Source organism: Kitasatospora phosalacinea, assembly GCF_030268885.1.
Taxonomy (GTDB): domain Bacteria; phylum Actinomycetota; class Actinomycetes; order Streptomycetales; family Streptomycetaceae; genus Kitasatospora; species Kitasatospora phosalacinea_C.
Map to the genome: position 1 here is coordinate 48,109 of NZ_BSSA01000015.1, position 15,442 is coordinate 63,550.

At 76.1% G+C, this 15,442-nt stretch carries 11 protein-coding genes; 4 read left to right on the forward strand and 7 right to left on the reverse strand.

Going from position 1 to position 15,442, the window contains the following annotated elements:
* Positions 1–26: 26 nt before the first annotated feature.
* The gene (locus QSK52_RS21765; RefSeq protein WP_285737800.1) at positions 27–1,574 is read left to right on the forward strand and encodes a cytochrome P450; all 1,548 of its coding nucleotides are present in this window, start codon (positions 27–29) and stop codon (positions 1,572–1,574) included.
* 43 nt (positions 1,575–1,617) lie between these two features.
* Here the strand turns inward: QSK52_RS21765 and QSK52_RS21770 are convergent, their stop codons facing one another.
* From QSK52_RS21770 to QSK52_RS21795, 6 genes are read right to left on the reverse strand one after another with little or no spacing between them, the layout of a single operon-like run.
* Positions 1,618–1,905: a hypothetical protein gene (locus tag QSK52_RS21770; protein WP_285737801.1), complete on the reverse strand. Its 288-nt coding sequence runs from the start codon at positions 1,903–1,905 to the stop codon at positions 1,618–1,620.
* Complete coding sequence (locus tag QSK52_RS21775) at positions 1,902–3,380, reverse strand: glycosyltransferase (protein ID WP_285737802.1); 1,479 nt, start codon at positions 3,378–3,380, stop codon at positions 1,902–1,904. The genes QSK52_RS21770 and QSK52_RS21775 overlap by 4 nt, the downstream gene beginning before the upstream one ends.
* Positions 3,377–4,135, reverse strand: coding sequence for a PHP domain-containing protein (locus QSK52_RS21780; protein ID WP_285737803.1), 759 nt, complete (start codon positions 4,133–4,135; stop codon positions 3,377–3,379). Before QSK52_RS21780 ends, QSK52_RS21775 begins: the two co-directional genes overlap by 4 nt.
* Positions 4,132–5,265, reverse strand: coding sequence for an ATP-grasp domain-containing protein (locus QSK52_RS21785; protein ID WP_285737804.1), 1,134 nt, complete (start codon positions 5,263–5,265; stop codon positions 4,132–4,134). The genes QSK52_RS21780 and QSK52_RS21785 overlap by 4 nt, the downstream gene beginning before the upstream one ends.
* On the reverse strand, positions 5,240–6,343 hold the full coding sequence (locus QSK52_RS21790) for a PIG-L family deacetylase (protein ID WP_285737805.1): 1,104 nt from the start codon (positions 6,341–6,343) through the stop codon (positions 5,240–5,242). Before QSK52_RS21790 ends, QSK52_RS21785 begins: the two co-directional genes overlap by 26 nt.
* A gap of 54 nt (positions 6,344–6,397) precedes the next feature.
* Positions 6,398–7,186: a CTP synthase C-terminal region-related (seleno)protein gene (locus tag QSK52_RS21795; protein ID WP_285737806.1), complete on the reverse strand. Its 789-nt coding sequence runs from the start codon at positions 7,184–7,186 to the stop codon at positions 6,398–6,400.
* A gap of 107 nt (positions 7,187–7,293) precedes the next feature.
* Here QSK52_RS21795 and QSK52_RS21800 point away from each other — a divergent pair, with 107 nt between their 5' ends.
* Positions 7,294–8,217 (forward strand): LysR family transcriptional regulator, encoded by a 924-nt coding sequence (locus QSK52_RS21800; RefSeq protein WP_285737807.1) that lies wholly within the window; start codon positions 7,294–7,296, stop codon positions 8,215–8,217.
* A 249-nt stretch (positions 8,218–8,466) separates the two neighbouring features.
* Here QSK52_RS21800 and QSK52_RS21805 read toward each other — a convergent pair whose 3' ends face one another.
* Positions 8,467–9,261 (reverse strand): lytic polysaccharide monooxygenase, encoded by a 795-nt coding sequence (locus tag QSK52_RS21805; protein WP_285737808.1) that lies wholly within the window; start codon positions 9,259–9,261, stop codon positions 8,467–8,469.
* A 660-nt stretch (positions 9,262–9,921) separates the two neighbouring features.
* On the opposite strand from QSK52_RS21805, the gene QSK52_RS21810 reads away from it, so the two are divergent.
* A complete protein-coding gene (locus QSK52_RS21810) occupies positions 9,922–11,061 on the forward strand; it encodes an LLM class flavin-dependent oxidoreductase (protein ID WP_435053315.1) in 1,140 nt (379 codons plus the stop codon).
* A gap of 1,301 nt (positions 11,062–12,362) precedes the next feature.
* Positions 12,363–15,434: a helix-turn-helix transcriptional regulator gene (locus QSK52_RS21815; RefSeq protein WP_285737809.1), complete on the forward strand. Its 3,072-nt coding sequence runs from the start codon at positions 12,363–12,365 to the stop codon at positions 15,432–15,434.
* The last annotated feature ends 8 nt before the right edge of the window (positions 15,435–15,442 follow it).

Sequence of the window (15,442 nt, forward strand, 5' to 3'; positions counted from 1 at the left end):
CACTTCACCTGCACCGGAGTTGCCCCGTGACGTACGAAGACCACGCGTACCAGGGCGGGCCCGTCCCGCCGCCCGGCTGTCCCGCCCACCGCACCGGCGGCGGGTCGCAGGGCGGCGGACTGCTGCGGCTGTTCGGCCCCGAGGCGGAGGCCGACCCGGCGGGCTTCTACGAGAAGCTGCGCGCCGAGCACGGCGAGGTGGCCCCCGTACTGCTGCACGGCGACCTGCCCGCCTGGCTGGTGCTGGGCTACTCGGCCAACCTGACCGCGATGCGCACCCCGTCCCGGTTCTCCCGGGACTCGCGCCGCTGGACCGAGTTCCGGGAGGGCCGCGTCCCCGCCGACTCGCCGGTGCTGCCGGTGATCGCCTGGCAGCCGACCTGCTCCTTCGTCGACGGCGAGGAGCACCGGCGGCTGCGCACCGCCGTCACCGACGGCCTGAACCGCTTCGACCGGCGCGGCATGCGGCGCTTCGTCACCCGCTTCTCCGATCAGCTGATCGCCGAGTTCGGCGACAGCGGCCGGGTCGACCTGGTCTCCCAGTTCGCCGAGCACCTGCCGATGCTGGTGATGACCCAGCTCCTCGGCATGCCGGAGGAGTACGGCCCGCGGCTGGTCGAGGCCGCCCGCGACCTGGTCAAGGGCACCGAGACGGCCGTCGCCAGCAACGAGTACGTGGTCGAGTCGCTGCGCCGCACCGTGGAGCGCAAGCGCAGCGAGCCCGGGCAGGACCTGGTCACCTGGCTGATCGAGCACCCCTCCGGGCTGAACGAGGAGGAGGTGCTGGAGCACCTGCGCTCGGTGCTGCTCGCCGCCAACGAGACCACCATCAACCTGATCTCCGAGACGCTGAAGATGGTCCTCACCGACAGCCGCTTCCGCGCCCACCTGTCCGGCGGCCAGATGACCCTGCCCGACGCCCTCGACCAGGTCCTGTGGGACTCGCCGCCGTTCATGCTGGTGCCGGGCCGCTGGGCGACCGGTGACACCGAGCTCGGCGGACGCGCGATCAAGGCGGGCGACATGCTGCTGCTCGGCGTGGCCGCGGGCAACGCCGACCCGGCGGTCCGGCCCGACCTGGACACCCCGCTGTTCGGCAACCGCTCGCACCTGGCGTTCGGCAGCGGCCCGCACGAGTGCCCCGGGCAGGAGATCGGCCGGGCGATCGCCGAGTCCGGCATCGACATCCTGCTGACCCGGCTGCCGGACCTGCAGCTCTCGGTCGAGGAGCACGAGCTGGTGTGGCGGGGCAACTGGATGTCGCGCCACCTGACCGAGCTGCCGGCCCGCTTCACGCCGCTCGGCGAGCTCCACCCGCAGCGGCGGGCCGTGGGCGCGGGTGCGGGCGCAAGCGCGGGTACGGGGACGGGCGTCGGGGCGGGTGCGGGTGCGGGTGCGGGTGCCGGTGCGCTGGTGTCGACGCCTTCCGCGGCCCCGAACGCTCCGGTGGCGGCGGCCGTCCCCGCTCCGCGCTCCGCCGTCCGGCCGCCGCTGCCGCCCGCGCCGCCGGTGGTGCCGGTGCCGCCGCAGCGGCGCGGGTGGTGGAGCGCGCTGCTGGCCCGGCTGCGGGGCTGAGCGGGCCGCGGGGCCGAGCGGGCGGGGCCGGTGGGCGGCGGGGTCAGAACGGCCAGGGCAGGCCGCCCACCGCCATCAGGCCGAGCAGGATCAGCGCGATCAGCAGCAGGACGACCAGTTCGCCCCGGAGCAGTCGCCGGTCGTGGCGGCGGTCCGCCGCGGTCAGTTCGGCGGTCGGCCGCCGGTCCGCCCCGGCGGTGGCGGCAACGGTGGCGTCGGCCGTGGCGGCAGCGGCGAGGGCCGCGGCGACCACGGCGGCGTCGGTGTCGCCGCCGCCGGTGCCGACGTCGGTCTCGGTGGCGGTCCCGGTACCGGTCTCCTCGGGGGTCATGACCCGATCGCCACCTTCCCGGTCTTCTCGGTCTTGTCCCAGGCGAGTTCGGCGTGCCGCAGTTCGTGGAACGCGGCGGCGACCAGGCAGGCGGCGAGCAGCGAGCCGTAGCCCGCCAGGTGCAGCAGGGGCGGGGCGAGCCACCGCAGCCGGGTGCCGGTGAGTTCCTTGGCCAGCCAGGCGACCGGCATGCACAGCGCCAGCCAGGCGTACACCACCAGCATGACCAGGTGGACGGTGAGCGTCCCGGTGCCCGCCAGCAGCGGCAGGAACACGCCGGGCAGGGCGGTGACCACCAGGATGGCGGTGGCGACCAGGCCGGGGTAGACCAGGGCCTCGCGCCAGCAGCGGCGGAAGGTGCCGGGGTCGACCAGGGCGGACATCAGGGTGATCAGCAGGTAGCAGACCAGGTTGGTGACCCACAGCCAGTGGAACAGCGTCCAGGCCGCGCCGGTCGGTGCGGTGAGGTAGAGCAGCAGCAGGGCGCCCGAGCAGAGCGTCAGCAGCAGCGGGGTGGCCAGCAGGGTGAACCAGATCAGCCCGAATAGCCAGGAGCCGAGCCGGTGCCGCCCCTCCGCGCTGCGGCCGCGGAACCACACGTGCCGGTAGCGGCGGGTGACCTGCAGGTTGCCGCGGGCCCAGCGCAGCCGCTGCTTCCACAGGCCCGCGAGGTCGCCGGGCTCCTCGGCCAGCACCGTCGCGTAGCCGTCGAACACCACGCGGCGGCCCGCGAGCTGGGTCTCGAAGGTGGTGACGGTGTCCTCGGCGAGGGTGTCGGTGTCGATCCGGCCGCCGAGGTCCTCCAGGTTGGCCCGGCTGTGCAGCTGCGCCCCGCCCGCCAGGCAGGCGACCGCGCCCAGCACGTTCTGCGCCCGGCGGGCGGCGGCCTGTGCGGTGATGTACTCGTAACCGATGTACCTGGTCAGGTAGTTGCCCCGCCTGCCGCTGCCCTCCTTGATGTACGCGGTGACGGCGCCGACCTGCGGGTCGGCGAGGTGGCGGGTCATCCGCCGGAGCGCGTCCCGGTCGAACACCACGTCCGCGTCCATGATCAGGACGGCTTCGGCCCAGTCGTCGGCGAGGACCCGGGCCAGTCCGTGGTTGAGGGTGTGGGCCTTGCCCTGGCCGCCGTGCTCGCGCCGCAGGTGCACCACCCGTCCGGGGTGGCGGCGCACCAACTCGGCCATCACGGAGGGGGTTTCGTCGGTGGAGGCGTCGTCGACCACGTGGACGCGCAGCCGGTCCGGCGGGTACTCCAGGGCGAGCAGGCCCGCCACGGAGCCGGGCAGCACCGCGGCCTCGTTCCAGGCCGGGACGAGCACGGCGACGCGCGGCAGGTACGCCTCGCCGCGGTCCTCGTACAGGTGGCGGAAGCGCTGGAAGCCGATCAGCAGGAACTGCAGCACGGCGACCAGCAGCGGCAGGGCGCCGAGGAGGACCACCAGCACGGCCAGCAGGTGCAGGAGCGCGCTCATCGCCGGGACCCCGCGCGGGCGTCGCGGTGGGCCGCTGCTGCGGCGAGGGCCCCGGCGGCCCAGTCGAACCGGCCGACCTCCGCGGCGCGGTGCGCGTCGCTGCCCGCGGCCAGCCGGACGCCCGCGGCGGCGAGGGCGGCGGCGGTGCGCGGGGAGGGGCAGTGCCACTTCTCGTTGAGTTCGACGGCCACGCCGCGGGCGCGGCAGGCCCGGGCCAGCGGGGCGAGTTCGGCCGGGTCGAGGTCGGCCTCGTCCAGGCCGCACTTGGGCAGCACGCTGAACAGGTGCGCCAGGTGCGCGGTGCGTCCGGCGGGCAGCCGGGTGACGGCGCGGGTGGTGGCGGCCAGCAGCAGGCGGCGGGCCCGGGCCGGGGTGAGGGCGCCGGTGGCGAGCAGGTCGCGGACCTGCTCGGGGTGGGCGGGGCCGTCCGGCAGCGGGAAGCGGTGGTCGGCGAGGGCGACGTGCTCGACGCCGCTCAGGTCCGCGGGCAGGTCGATCCGCCCGGCGGTGTCCAGGACCTTCGCCTCCACCCCGCACACCACCCGCAGGGGTGCGTCGGCCCGCACGGCCCGGACGGCGGCCGTGTACGCGGGCAGGTGGGCGGAGTCGGCGCGGACGTGGTCGGTGACCACGACGGTGCCCAGCCCGGCGGCCCCGGCGGCGGCGACCACCTCGGTCAGCGGGTCGCGGCCGTCGGAGAAGTCGGTGTGGGTGTGCAGGTCGGCCGTGATCGGCGGGAGTCGGCGGCCGGTCATGCCGCCACGGCCCCTGCGGCTGCTGCGGACCCCGGGGCGCCGACCGGGCGGGCCGGGCGGGCCTCCGTGGTGTCGGCGAGGTCGCCGAGCTCGTCGGGGCGCAGCACGACGTCCTCCCAGTGCCGGACGACGGCCACCTCGCGGTGCGCGATCCGCTCGGGCAGTTCGGTGCCCAGCAGTCCGGCGACGGCCCAGCGGGCCATGTCGACGCCCGCGGCCCGGGTGAGTGAGAGGCCGCCCGGCGGGCGGGGGTTGACCTCCAGCAGGGCGGGCGCGCCGTGGCGGTCCTCGCGGACCTGGACGTTCAGCACGCCGCGCAGCCCGAGCGCCCGGACGGTGCCCTCGGCCAGCCGCGCCAGCCCGGGGGCGTCCAGCACCCGTCCGGCGATCACGATGCCCGAGTCGGTCCGGTCCCGGGCCCGCGGCACGGCGGCGACCACCCGGCCGGTGCCGTCGGTCAGCACGTCCACCGAGTACTCGGTGCCGGGCAGCAGTTCCTGCAGCAGGTAGGAGTGGTCGCGGGGCAGTCGGGCGAGTGCGGCCGGGCCGTCCACGAGGTGCACGCCCCGGGAGCCGGAGCCGGTGCGGGGCTTGGCGACCGCGGGGAAGCCGCCGGAGAAGCCGGCGCCGCCCGCGGGGCCGAGCGTCCGGGTCTCGGGCAGGGGCACCGCGCCCGCGCAGGCCCGGGCCAGGCGCCACTTGTCCAGGCAGTCGGCGACGGCCTCGGCGGGCGGCACCAGCACCCGCACCCCGGCCGCGGCGAACCGCGCCGACCCGCTCGCCAGCGGCAGGAGTTCGGCGTCCACGGTGGGCACCAGCACGTCGACGGCGTACCGTCGGCACAGCCGCAGCAGTGCGTCCGCGAAGCCCGGGTCGGAGCCGGGCGGCACCAGCATCCGGTGGGCGCGCGGCACCAGGTACAGGCCGGTGCCGTTCGGGTCGATGTCCGCCGCGTACAGCTCGGCCGCACCGGTCAGGGCGCGCAGGAATCCGACGCCGGACGGGCCGCCCGCGCCCGTGACCAGCACCCGCGGGGGGCGGCCGAGGGCGGCCGCCAGGTCCGGCAGCGGGCCGGGGGCGGGGGCGGGAGCGGGCGGGGTGGTCTCAGTGGGTGTGGACGGGAGCGGCATCGCGGAGCACCTCCAGCGGTTCGGCGTAGCGGCAGCGGGAGTAGCGGCCCCAGTAGCGGGCGGTCGAGCGCAGCAGGTCCTCCTCCAGGTACCAGCGGGTGGCGGCCTGGGAGCCGTGCGCGCGGATCGAGGCGAGCTTGGCCTCGACGTCCTGCTCGCGCAGCGCGACGAAGCGGTTGGGCCGGTAGTCGACGGTCGCGGACGGCGACTGGTAGCAGAACACCCGCGGCACCTGGCGGCAGGCGACCCGGGTGGAGCGGTGCACCGCCCGGTGGTCCTGGTGGGTGTCGTGGTCGGAGTGCACCAGCACGAGGTCCGGGGCGGTCTCGGCGACCGTCCGCTCGATCACCCGCACGGTCGAGCTGTCGTCGCGGATCGAGCCGTCCGGCAGGTCCTCCAGCACCAGCCGGGCGCCCATCGACTCGGCGGCCCGGTGCGCCTCGCGGCGGCGCTCGGCGGGGTCGCCGCCGCCTCCGCCGGGGGAGAGGGTCAGCACGGTGATGTCCCAGCCGTCGTCCGCCCGGCGGTGGATGGTGCCGCCCGCGGCGATCTCCACGTCGTCGGGGTGGGCGCCGACCACCAGCATCCGGACCGGTTCCGGGGCCGGGGCCGCGGCGGTGGCGGCCTGCGGGGCGTACGGGGGGTGGGCGAGGGCGTGCGCGGCGGAGCGCGCCAGGGCGTCCGGGTCGTGCCGGGGCACCAGGTCGGCGGCCCGGCCGCGCAGGGCGGCGACGGCGCGGTCGGCGCTGGGCCGGTCCTCGGTGACGATCACCGGGGCGGCCGGGTGGTGCGCGTGCCAGTCCTCCAGGAACGCGGTCAGTTCCGCACCGGCGAAGGCGCTGTCGCACACCGCGAGGTCCCAGACCCGGTCGGCGTGCTCGGCGGCGCGGAACTCGCGCGGCGAGGCGGCGGTGCGCACGTGCGCGGCGCCGCGGGTGCGCAGGGCCTCGGCGGTGGCCGCCGCGGTGGCGGCGTCCCGGTCTCCGACCAGCAGACGGGCCCCGGCGAGCGGGGCTCCGGCGTCAGGGGCGGAGGGGCGCTGGTCGTCGCCCGTCCCCCTCGAGGATGCTTGGAACATACAACCGATCCTGCTCCGGCCGGGGGTGCGGCGACCACGGTCGGGAGGCCCGGATCACGTGGCTTTGGTCCCGGTTCGCCCGGCGCGGCCCCGGGAAGACCGCAGCTCGCGGGCGGCTCCGGCCCGGCGGGCGGCGGCCTGCACCGCGGCCCGGGCGAAGGCCCGGACGAACGGGTGCGGGCCCTCGTGCTCCGGGGACAGCTCCGGCTGGAACAGCGTCGCCAGCCAGAACGGGTGGGACGGCAGCTCGGCGACCCGGACCTCCCCGTCCAGGTCGTGCCCGGTGAACCGCATCCCGTGCGCCCGCAGCACCTCCAGGTAGCCGGGGGCCAGGGTGTAGCCGCAGTTGTAGCGGGCGGTGGCCCGCTCCGCGCCCAGCAGCCGGGCCGCGGCCGAACCCGGCACCAGCCGGATCCCGCCCTCCTGCCGGTACAGCGAACAGGACAGCGGCACGATCACCAACTCCCCGGCGTCCGGCTGCTGTTCGGCGTGGGCCGCGCCGGTGATCCCGCACCCGTGCCGGGCGAACTCCAGCACCGCGTGCTGGAACCCGCCGCACGTCCCCAGGAACGGCAGCCCCCGCTCCCGGGCCGTCCGGGCCGCCGCCACCGCCCCCGCCTCGCTCCGGTACGGGCTCCCCGGCACCAGCCACACCCCGTCGAACCCGGCCAGCTCCTCGGCGTCCACCTCCTGCGTCCCGATCCAGTACGGCTCGACGTCCGGCCCGCCCTCCGCCGCCAGCGCGGCCAGCATCCGCGGCCCCTGCCGGTGGGCCGGCACGTGCGGCGAACGGTCGCCCACCAGGGCGATGCGGGCGGTGTGCGTGCAGTCTCCGGTCTCCATGGCCGGCCATCCTGACCGCATCCCGCCCGCCCGGTCCAACACGGGTTCCTGCTACCCCATCAGCGCCCCTGATCGGCCCGCCCGGGGCGGCCCGCACACTGGTGGACGTGGACTCGCACCTGCTCAAGACGCTCGTCACGGTGGCCCGGCTCGGCTCCTTCTCCGCGGCCGCGCTCGAACTCGGCTACACCCAGTCCGCGGTCTCGCAGCAGATCGCCGCGCTGGAGGGCGAGTTGGGCGCCCCGCTGCTGCACCGGCGGCCGGTCGGACCGACCGCGGCCGGGGAGCGGATGATCGAGCACGCCCGGCTGCTGCTGGAGCGGATGGACGCCGCGCGGGCCGACGTCCGGCGGCTCTCCCGGCCCGAGCGGCCCGAACTGCTGCTCGCGGTCTCCCCGTTGGGCATGGACGCCGCGGTCGCGCGGGCCCTCGCCCGGGTGCGGGAGGCGGAGCCGCGGGTACGGGTCAGGGTGCGGGTGCTGGCGCGGCGGGCGGTGGCCGTCGAGGTCGCGGCCGGGCGGTGCGCGGTCGGTGTCACCGACGGGTACGCCGCCCCCGGCGGGCCGCTGGCGCTGGGCGACCTCGGGTCGGTCCGGCAGGCCGGGGCGGGGGAGGAGCCGTGCGCGGTGCTGCTCCCGGCCGGGCACCCGCTGCGCCGCCGGACCGCCGTCGACCTCGTCCGGCTCGCCGACGCGGGCTGGCTGGACGCCTCCGGCATCGCCGCCCCGCTGGCCGACCTGCGGGCGCTGACCGGCGGCGCCTTCCCGGCCGCCGCCGGGTACGAGGGCCAGGACGCGGCCGCGCTGCTCGCCCTGTGCGCGGCGGGCCACGGCCTCGCAGTCCTGCCGCGCTCCCTGGCCGCGAGCGCGAGCGCGAGCGGTGGCGGTGGCGGTGGCGCGGGGACGGCGGAGGGCACGACGGCGCTCCCGGTGCGTGCGCCCCGGCTGGTGCACCGCCGCGAGGCGCTGTTCACCCCGGCGCTGGACGGCCCGGCCCGGACGTTCCTGGACGCGCTGCCGCGCGGGGCGTGAGGAGGCGGCCCCGTCCCCGCGGGTGGCGGGGACCGTGCCGGGCGGTTCCGCCGGGATGTCGGGGCGGGGCGTCGCCGTGCTCCGCCGCGGAGGGCGGGCGGGGGACGCGGAGGCCCCCGGCCACCGTCGCCGGGTTGGGGCCGGGGCGGTGGTCGGGGGCCGGGTGCGGGTCGGTCGGCCGGGCCGGGCGGCCCTCCCCCACAGGGGGCCGTCGGTCGGTCGGTCGGCTCGCGGGTGGTTCAGGGTGCGTCAGCAGGCGCCGAGGTCGTCCCAGACGCCCCACTGGCCGGTGGTGCCGGGCTGCTCGCCCTGGGTCCACCACTTGGCGCGCCAGTTGTGGCCGCCGTAGGAGACGGTGGCACCGCCGCTGTAGGCCGCGGTCGAGTTCCAGGCGGCGGCGGTGCAGGTGCCGGTGCCGCCGGTGCCGCCCGTGGTCCCGCCGGTGGTGCCACCGGTGGTGCCACCGGTCGTCCCGCCGGTCGTGCCACCCGTGGTGCCGCCGGTGGTCCCGCCCGTGGTCCCGCCGGTGCCGCCGATGTTGACGTCGATGCAGGAGTAGAACGCGTTCGCGGTGTCCGACACGTTCCACACCGCGAGGACCTTCTGGCGGCCGGTGAAGCTGCCGAAGTTCACGGTCTGGCTCAGGTCGGCCGGCGGCTGGGCGTTGTTGCCCGGGAACGTGGCGATCAGCTGGTTGCCGATGTAGTACTGCCAGTTCGAGGTGGAGTGCCGGGCGGTGAAGTGCCAGGTGAAGGTCTGGACGGAGGACACGTTGGTGACCTTCCAGCCCAGGTTGTCGTTGTCGAGCTCGGCGTACTCGGCGTGGCCGCCGGAGCAGCTGGTCAGGCCCTTGGGGCCCTCGACGCTCTGCGGCTCGTACTTGATCTGGCCGCAGCTGACCACGTTGTTGGCGCACTGGTCCTGGCGGCTCGCCGGGTTGGTGACCCAGCCGTGGGCACTGGCGGTGCCCGCGGTCATGGTCAGGCCGAGCAGCGGGGCGACCAGCGCGCCGACGGCGGCGGTCACCTTCCTCTTGGTCTGCATGTGGGGTGCCTTCCTGATGTGGGGGTTCAGGTCCGCCCGGGCCGTCCGGGCACGTCGGAGGCCGCCGTGGCGCGGTGGGGCGGACACGAGCGGTACTCCTCCGTACGACCGGTGCGACAGGTCGGGAGACGGCCATAGGTCTAGACCGGATACTTGAGGGAGACGATAGCGATGTCCCGGACGCGGTCAAGTGGTTGGACGAAATGTCCGGCTCGGTCGGGCGCAGTTCGCCGAAGATCTGACCGTACGTCACCGGACCTGCGCCGAAATGTGCGTGACGGTGACCGGAGCGGTGAACCCGACGCCCGGTGGACGCCGTGCCCACGATGCGGACCGCCCCCGGCCCCGACCGGCCGGGACGTGGTAGCTTCCGGCGCATGCCGCAGCGCGTCCTGCTCACCACCCGGGGTCACATCGACCTGCTCAGGGTGTGCTCCGCGGCCTGTCGCCGCGCCTGAGCGCCGCCGCCCCCTCCCCCCCCGCCCGTACGGGCACCGGGCACCGCGTCCGCCCGCCGGTACGTCCGCAGGCGGTGCCGTCGGTACGTCCGTGCCGCCGGGCCCGCCCCGCACCGGCCGCACCCGCCGTACGACCGCCCGCGCGGGGGCCCCGTCCCTATGTCCCGCCCCGGCCGCCCCCGCCCGGAGAAGAGGAGCCCCCGTGTCCGACCGCACCCCCGTGTCCGACCGCGCCCCCGCGTTCCACTGGTTCCTGCCCACCGGCGGTGACGGCCGCGACCCGGGCGGCGTCACCGCCGTGCAGGGCCGCACCGGCGCCGCGACCCGCAGGCCCGCCGACGTCGGCTACCTGGCGCAGGTGGCCCGGGCCGCCGAGCAGGCCGGGTTCGGCGCGCTGCTCGCGCCGGTCGGCCTCGGCTGCGCGGACCCGTGGATCCTCGCCTCCGCGCTGACCCAGCACACCGACCGGATCGGTTTCCTGGTCGCCTTCCGGGCCGGGTTCGCCAGCCCGACCCTGCTCGCCCAGCAGGCCGACGCCTTCCGGAGGTTCGCCGGGGGACGGCTGCGGCTGAACGTGGTCACCGGCGGCGACCCGGCCGAACAGCGGGCCTACGGCGACCACTTGGCGCACGACGAGCGCTACGCCCGCACCGACGAGGTGATGGCCGTGCTGCGCGACCTGCTGGAGGGCAGGCGGGTCGACCACCGCGGCGCGCACCTGCACCTGACGGACGCCCAGCTGGTCGACCCGGCGGTCGAGCACCCCGTCCCGCTGTACTTCGGCGGCGCCTCGCCCGCCGCCGAGCAGGTCGCCGCCCGCCGCGCCGACGTCCAACTGCTGTGGGGCGAACCGCCCGCGGCGATCGGCGAGCGGATCGAGCGGCTGCGCGCGATCGCCGCCGGGCAGGGCCGCACCCTGCGCTACGGGCTGCGGCTGCACGTGATCAGCCGGGACACCGCCGAACAGGCCTGGGCCGAGGCGGACCGGATCCTGGCGGGCATCGACCCGGCGGCCGTCCGGGCCAGCCAGGCCCGGTTCGCGGCCATGGACTCCACCGGTCAGGCCCGGATGACGGCCCTGCACGGCGGCGGCACCGCCGCGGCCCGCGAGCTGCTGGTGGCCCCGAACCTGTGGGCGGGCATCGGCCTGGTCCGGGAGGGCGCGGGCACCGCCCTGGTCGGCTCGCACGACGAGGTCGCGGCCCGGCTCGCCGAGTACCGGGCGCTGGGCGTCGGGGAGTTCGTCCTCTCCGGCTACCCGCACCTGGAGGAGGCGTACCGGGTCGGGGAGGAGGTCGTCCCGCGGGTGCGGGCCCTGCTCGCCGACCGCGCGGCGGGCTGAGCGGTCCCGGGCCGTCGGCCCGGGACCCTCCCGTTTCCGCGGAGGGAACCGGGAGGGGCGGGAAGGGAGTCGAAGAGGCAGGGGGAAACCGCAACGGGAATCCCGTTGATCAATTCCGCCGGGTGGCGCGGGGGCGGCCGGGAGGGGGGATCGTCGGGGTGCGTGTGCGTCCTTTCCGGGCAGTCGGCCGCGGCTCTCCGAATGTCCATTTCCGGCCCGCACTTTGTCGACACGGGCATGGAAGGGAGATGACCTTGGGTGGTACGTTGGGCCTGCCTGCGGCACTGCTCCGTCGCCGGAGCGCGTGGTGGGGGAATCGGGATCCAGTGCGGCCCTCGGCGCGCGGCGGCCCGACCGGCCGGTGGCGGAACCCTGCACCTGCACCTCGCACCTGTTCTGCCCGCAGTCGCCCCACCGAAGTGAGAACGCGGAACGGCACCCTCGGCGTCACCGAGCACCACTCATCCTGAACTCCTAGCTGCAACGGGGGACTTGCAGTGTCTGAACGGTGCATCGGAGCGGCGGCGAGGACCTCCGGCGCGGCCCCTCGGCCGAACCCCCCGCGGGCGGCGCGCCCGCGCCGGTGCGCGGACCCCTCCCCACTACCGTCGCCGGCCCGGTCGGCCGGCGGGACGGACTGAACCCACCGTTCCCGTCGGCCCGACTGGGTCGGCGTCCCCCTGCGCGGGCCCGCCGGGCGCGGCCCCGGGCACAGCTCCGACACACCTTCGATACGCCGCCGACACGTCGTCGACGCGGCTTCGATGCAGTCGGGTGCTGGACTTCGAGGGCCGCTTCGTCGGTCGATCGGGCGTTCTGCACCACTTCGCCCGTACGGGGCGGATAAGCTGCCGATGCGGCGCGGCAGTGCAAGTGCACGTGCGGATGCAGACGCAAGCGCGGGTATCTCGGGGGAGAGCGTGACGGGAAGAGGCCATCCAGCACCGGGTGCGGCCGGTGGGCGCGGCACCGACCGGCCGATCAGGGGCGGCTCCCGCGGGGACTTTGCCGAGGCTTGGGGGAGCCGGTCGGCGGACGGTCGACTCCCGGGCCCCGCGCGGACCGGGGCGGGCCCGACCCCGGTGCCGCGCCCGGCGGGACCGGGCCACCGATTACCCGGGCCGCGTCGGCACCGGGACCCTCGACCACAGGGGACCGCGTCGACGCCGGGCCCGCAGGGCCGGCCACGGGTCGGAGCGAGCGGCGGAACGCTCCTGGGGAACCGGCGCGGGGGCGCCGGACGGCACCGGGTTTCCCACCCATCCATTGGCAGACATTCTCTGAACCCAATGAGTAGGATCATGCTTTCGATCAATACGGGCGAGTATTCCAGACTCCTGCGAGAGCGCGGCCTGCGCCTTGTCCCAGGCCCCGCGAACGGACGGGCCGCGTGGTCCTTCGAACCCGAGCAGGCCCTGGAATTCCTCAAGGACCTCCTGCCCGGCACCGCCGCCGGGCCCGGACAGGTCGTTCTGGTCAGCGGCGGCATCGCCAGCGGCAAGACCCAGTTATTGCACGAATTCGGCCACGCGGCGGCCCAGTCGGGCGCGCTGACGCTCCACGCCACGGGGGCCGCCGACGAGCAGTACACCTTCGGCGTGATCGAGCAGTTACTCGCCTCCTCCAGGCGGTCGGCGGAGGCGGCGCAGCAGGTGGCCGCGCTGCACGGCCCGGCCGGCCGACGGCTGGAGGACTGGCAGGGCCTGCACAGCGCGATCGACCACGCCTCGGTGGTCCGCGGCGTGCGCCAGGTCCTGCTGGAGCTGGCCGAGGAGCAGCACACGGTCGTCCTCGTCGACGACCTGAACTTCGCCGACCGGCTCTCGCTGCAGATCCTGATGCAGCTCCAGCGGCGCATCAAGTCGTCCAGGCTGCTGATGGTCCTCACCGGACCCGACCGGCCCACCGGCGGCCCCCGCACCCAGTGGGTCGGCACCGGCCTCCACCCGCAGCACCACATCCGGCTCGCCCCGCTGGCCGAGTCCTCCATCCGCACCTGGGTGCACACCGCCCTCGGCGGCGCCCCGGCCCCGGCGGCCCCCGTGCTCAAGCCCGTGCACACCGCCGCCCCGGACGGCCCCGGCGACCGCGGTCCCGCCGACCTCATCCCCACCCAGGGCACCCGCGCCGGGGACAGCCGCGACGGCGGCCTGGACGGCAGCCCGACCGAGGCCGTGGTGTACGCCGTCGGGACCGGCTCCGGCCGCCGCCGGGTCGACCTGCCCGCCCGGATCCGCGAACTCAGCGGCGGCAACCCGCTGCTGGTCGAGGCGCTCGTCGACGACTGCACCGACCTCGACGGGGACGACCCCGACGCCCTCCCGGGCGCGGGCTACGCGCACGCCGTCTCCCTCCTCCTCGACCGGCGCGACCCGCTGCTGCCGATGGTCGCCGGAACCCTGGCGGTGCTCGACCGGTACGGCTCCCCGGACGCCGTCGCCGAACTCGCCGGGCTGGAGGCCGACTCCGCGGCCGAGGTCCTCGACACCCTGACCGGCGCCGGGCTGCTCGCCGACGGCGCCTTCCGCCACCCCGCGGCCGCGGCCGCCGCCCTCGGCTGCCTCTCCGCGGAGGTGCTCTCCGACCTGCACGTGCGGGCCGCCGAGCTGAAGTACCGGCGGGCGGCACCGGTCGGCGAGATCGCCCGGCACCTGGTCGCCTCGGCGGACGCGCCCGGCGACTGGGCGTTCCCGGTGCTGTGCGCGGCGGCCGACCACGCGATGCTCGGCGACGAGCTCGACTTCTCGCACCGCTGCCTCAAACTCGCCCTCGACCTGGCCGCCGGGCACGAGCAGCGCCGCGAGGTGCTCAGTCGGCTCGCCAGCGGCACCTTCCGGATCAACCCGCTGATCACCCAGTCCTACCTGTCGGCACTGCGCCAGGCCGCCGCGGAGGAGAGCGCGGAGCGGGCCGCCCGGGCCGCCGTCGCGGGCGCTCGCGGCAGCACCGCCCCGTCCGCCGCCGTCCCGTCCGCCTCCTACGGCGTCACCGGCACCGGTTCGGGCTCCGCGTCGGCCGTCCCCTCCGACGCGGGCCGGATCGAACAGGCGATGCTGGCCCGGATGGCGCTGTGGAACGGCGACGAGGCCGGGTTCGAGGAGGCCCTGGAGAGCCTGCGCAGCGGCCCCGAGGCGCTCGACCCGCAGACCGAGGCCGTGCTGATGCTCGCCCACCAGTGGTACTTCGGGCCGCCCCGCGGGCAGCGCGGCGACGACACCGACCTCGCCGACCTCGACCCGTGGATCGGCACCGCCCGCACCCTGTCCGGGATCTGGTCGCACGGCGGGCCGGCCAACGCCAGCGCCAAGCAGATCCTGCGCAACTGCCGGCTCTCCGACCTCACCTTCGAGGCGCTGCTCACCGCGATCACCGCCCTCGACCACGGAGGCAAGGCCGAACTCGCCGAGCAGTGGTGCGCCGTGCTGAGCAGCCGGGCGGTCGCCCACGGCGCGGTCACCTGGCAGGCGATGATCGACGGCGTCTGGTCCGGGATCAGCCTGCGGCGCGGGGACGTCCCCACCGCCGTCGCGCTGGCCGAGTCCTCGCTGCGGATGCAGAGCTGGGGGGTGCCGGTCGGCTACCCGCTGACCACGCTGCTCACCGCGCACACCGCGACCGGGGACTTCGACAAGGTCGAGGAGGCGCTGCGCCACCCCGTCCCGGACTCGGTCTTCAACACCGTCTGCGGCCTGCGCTACCTGCGGGCCCGGGCCCGCTACCACCTGGCCGCGGAACGGCCGCTGGCCGCGATCACCGACATCCACGACTGCCGCCGGATGATGATCCGCCGGGACCTCGACCTGCCGGTGCTGGTGCCGTGGCGCAGCGACCTGGCCGAGGCCTACCTGAAGATGGGCGACACCGCGCTGGCCCTGCGGCTAGCCCGGCAGCAGCTCGAACTCTCCGCCGAGTCGGACGCCTGCTCGCGCGGCGCCGCGCTGCTCGTGCTGGCCCGGGCCGGGGCGGGGGACGAGCACCAGGAACCCGCCAGCCAGGCCGTGGAGTGCCTCACCGCGGGCGGGGACCGGCTCGAACTGGCGCGGGCGCTGAAACTGCTCGGCCTGTCCGTCCCGCAGCAGCCGCAGCCCGCCGCGGCGTCCGACGTCGACCTCGACGACACCCGCCGCAGGCTCCAGGCCACGGCGCTGATCTCGGACGTCACGGCCGAGCCGGAGAGCGAGCAGGTCGACTCGGCGGCGCTGAGCGAGGCCGAACTGCGGGTGGCCCGGCTGGCGGTGCTCGGCTGGACCAACCGGCAGATCAGCAACGCCCTGTTCATCACCGTCAGCACCGTCGAGCAGCACCTCACCCGGATCTACAAGAAGCTCGGCATCCGGGGCCGCAGCGACCTGCCGGCCTCGCTCACCGTCTGACTCCCGCA

Bases quoted from the DNA above. Each gene is read 5' to 3' on its own strand.
- QSK52_RS21790 (WP_285737805.1), bottom strand. From the start codon at position 6,343: ATGTTCCAAGCATCCTCGAGGGGGACGGGCGACGACCAGCGCCCCTCC.
- QSK52_RS21775 (WP_285737802.1), bottom strand. From the start codon at position 3,380: ATGAGCGCGCTCCTGCACCTGCTGGCCGTGCTGGTGGTCCTCCTCGGC.
- QSK52_RS21815 (WP_285737809.1), top strand. From the start codon at position 12,363: ATGCTTTCGATCAATACGGGCGAGTATTCCAGACTCCTGCGAGAGCGC.
- QSK52_RS21785 (WP_285737804.1), bottom strand. From the start codon at position 5,265: ATGCCGCTCCCGTCCACACCCACTGAGACCACCCCGCCCGCTCCCGCC.
- QSK52_RS21770 (WP_285737801.1), bottom strand. From the start codon at position 1,905: ATGACCCCCGAGGAGACCGGTACCGGGACCGCCACCGAGACCGACGTC.
- QSK52_RS21795 (WP_285737806.1), bottom strand. From the start codon at position 7,186: ATGGAGACCGGAGACTGCACGCACACCGCCCGCATCGCCCTGGTGGGC.
- QSK52_RS21780 (WP_285737803.1), bottom strand. From the start codon at position 4,135: ATGACCGGCCGCCGACTCCCGCCGATCACGGCCGACCTGCACACCCAC.
- QSK52_RS21805 (WP_285737808.1), bottom strand. From the start codon at position 9,261: ATGCAGACCAAGAGGAAGGTGACCGCCGCCGTCGGCGCGCTGGTCGCC.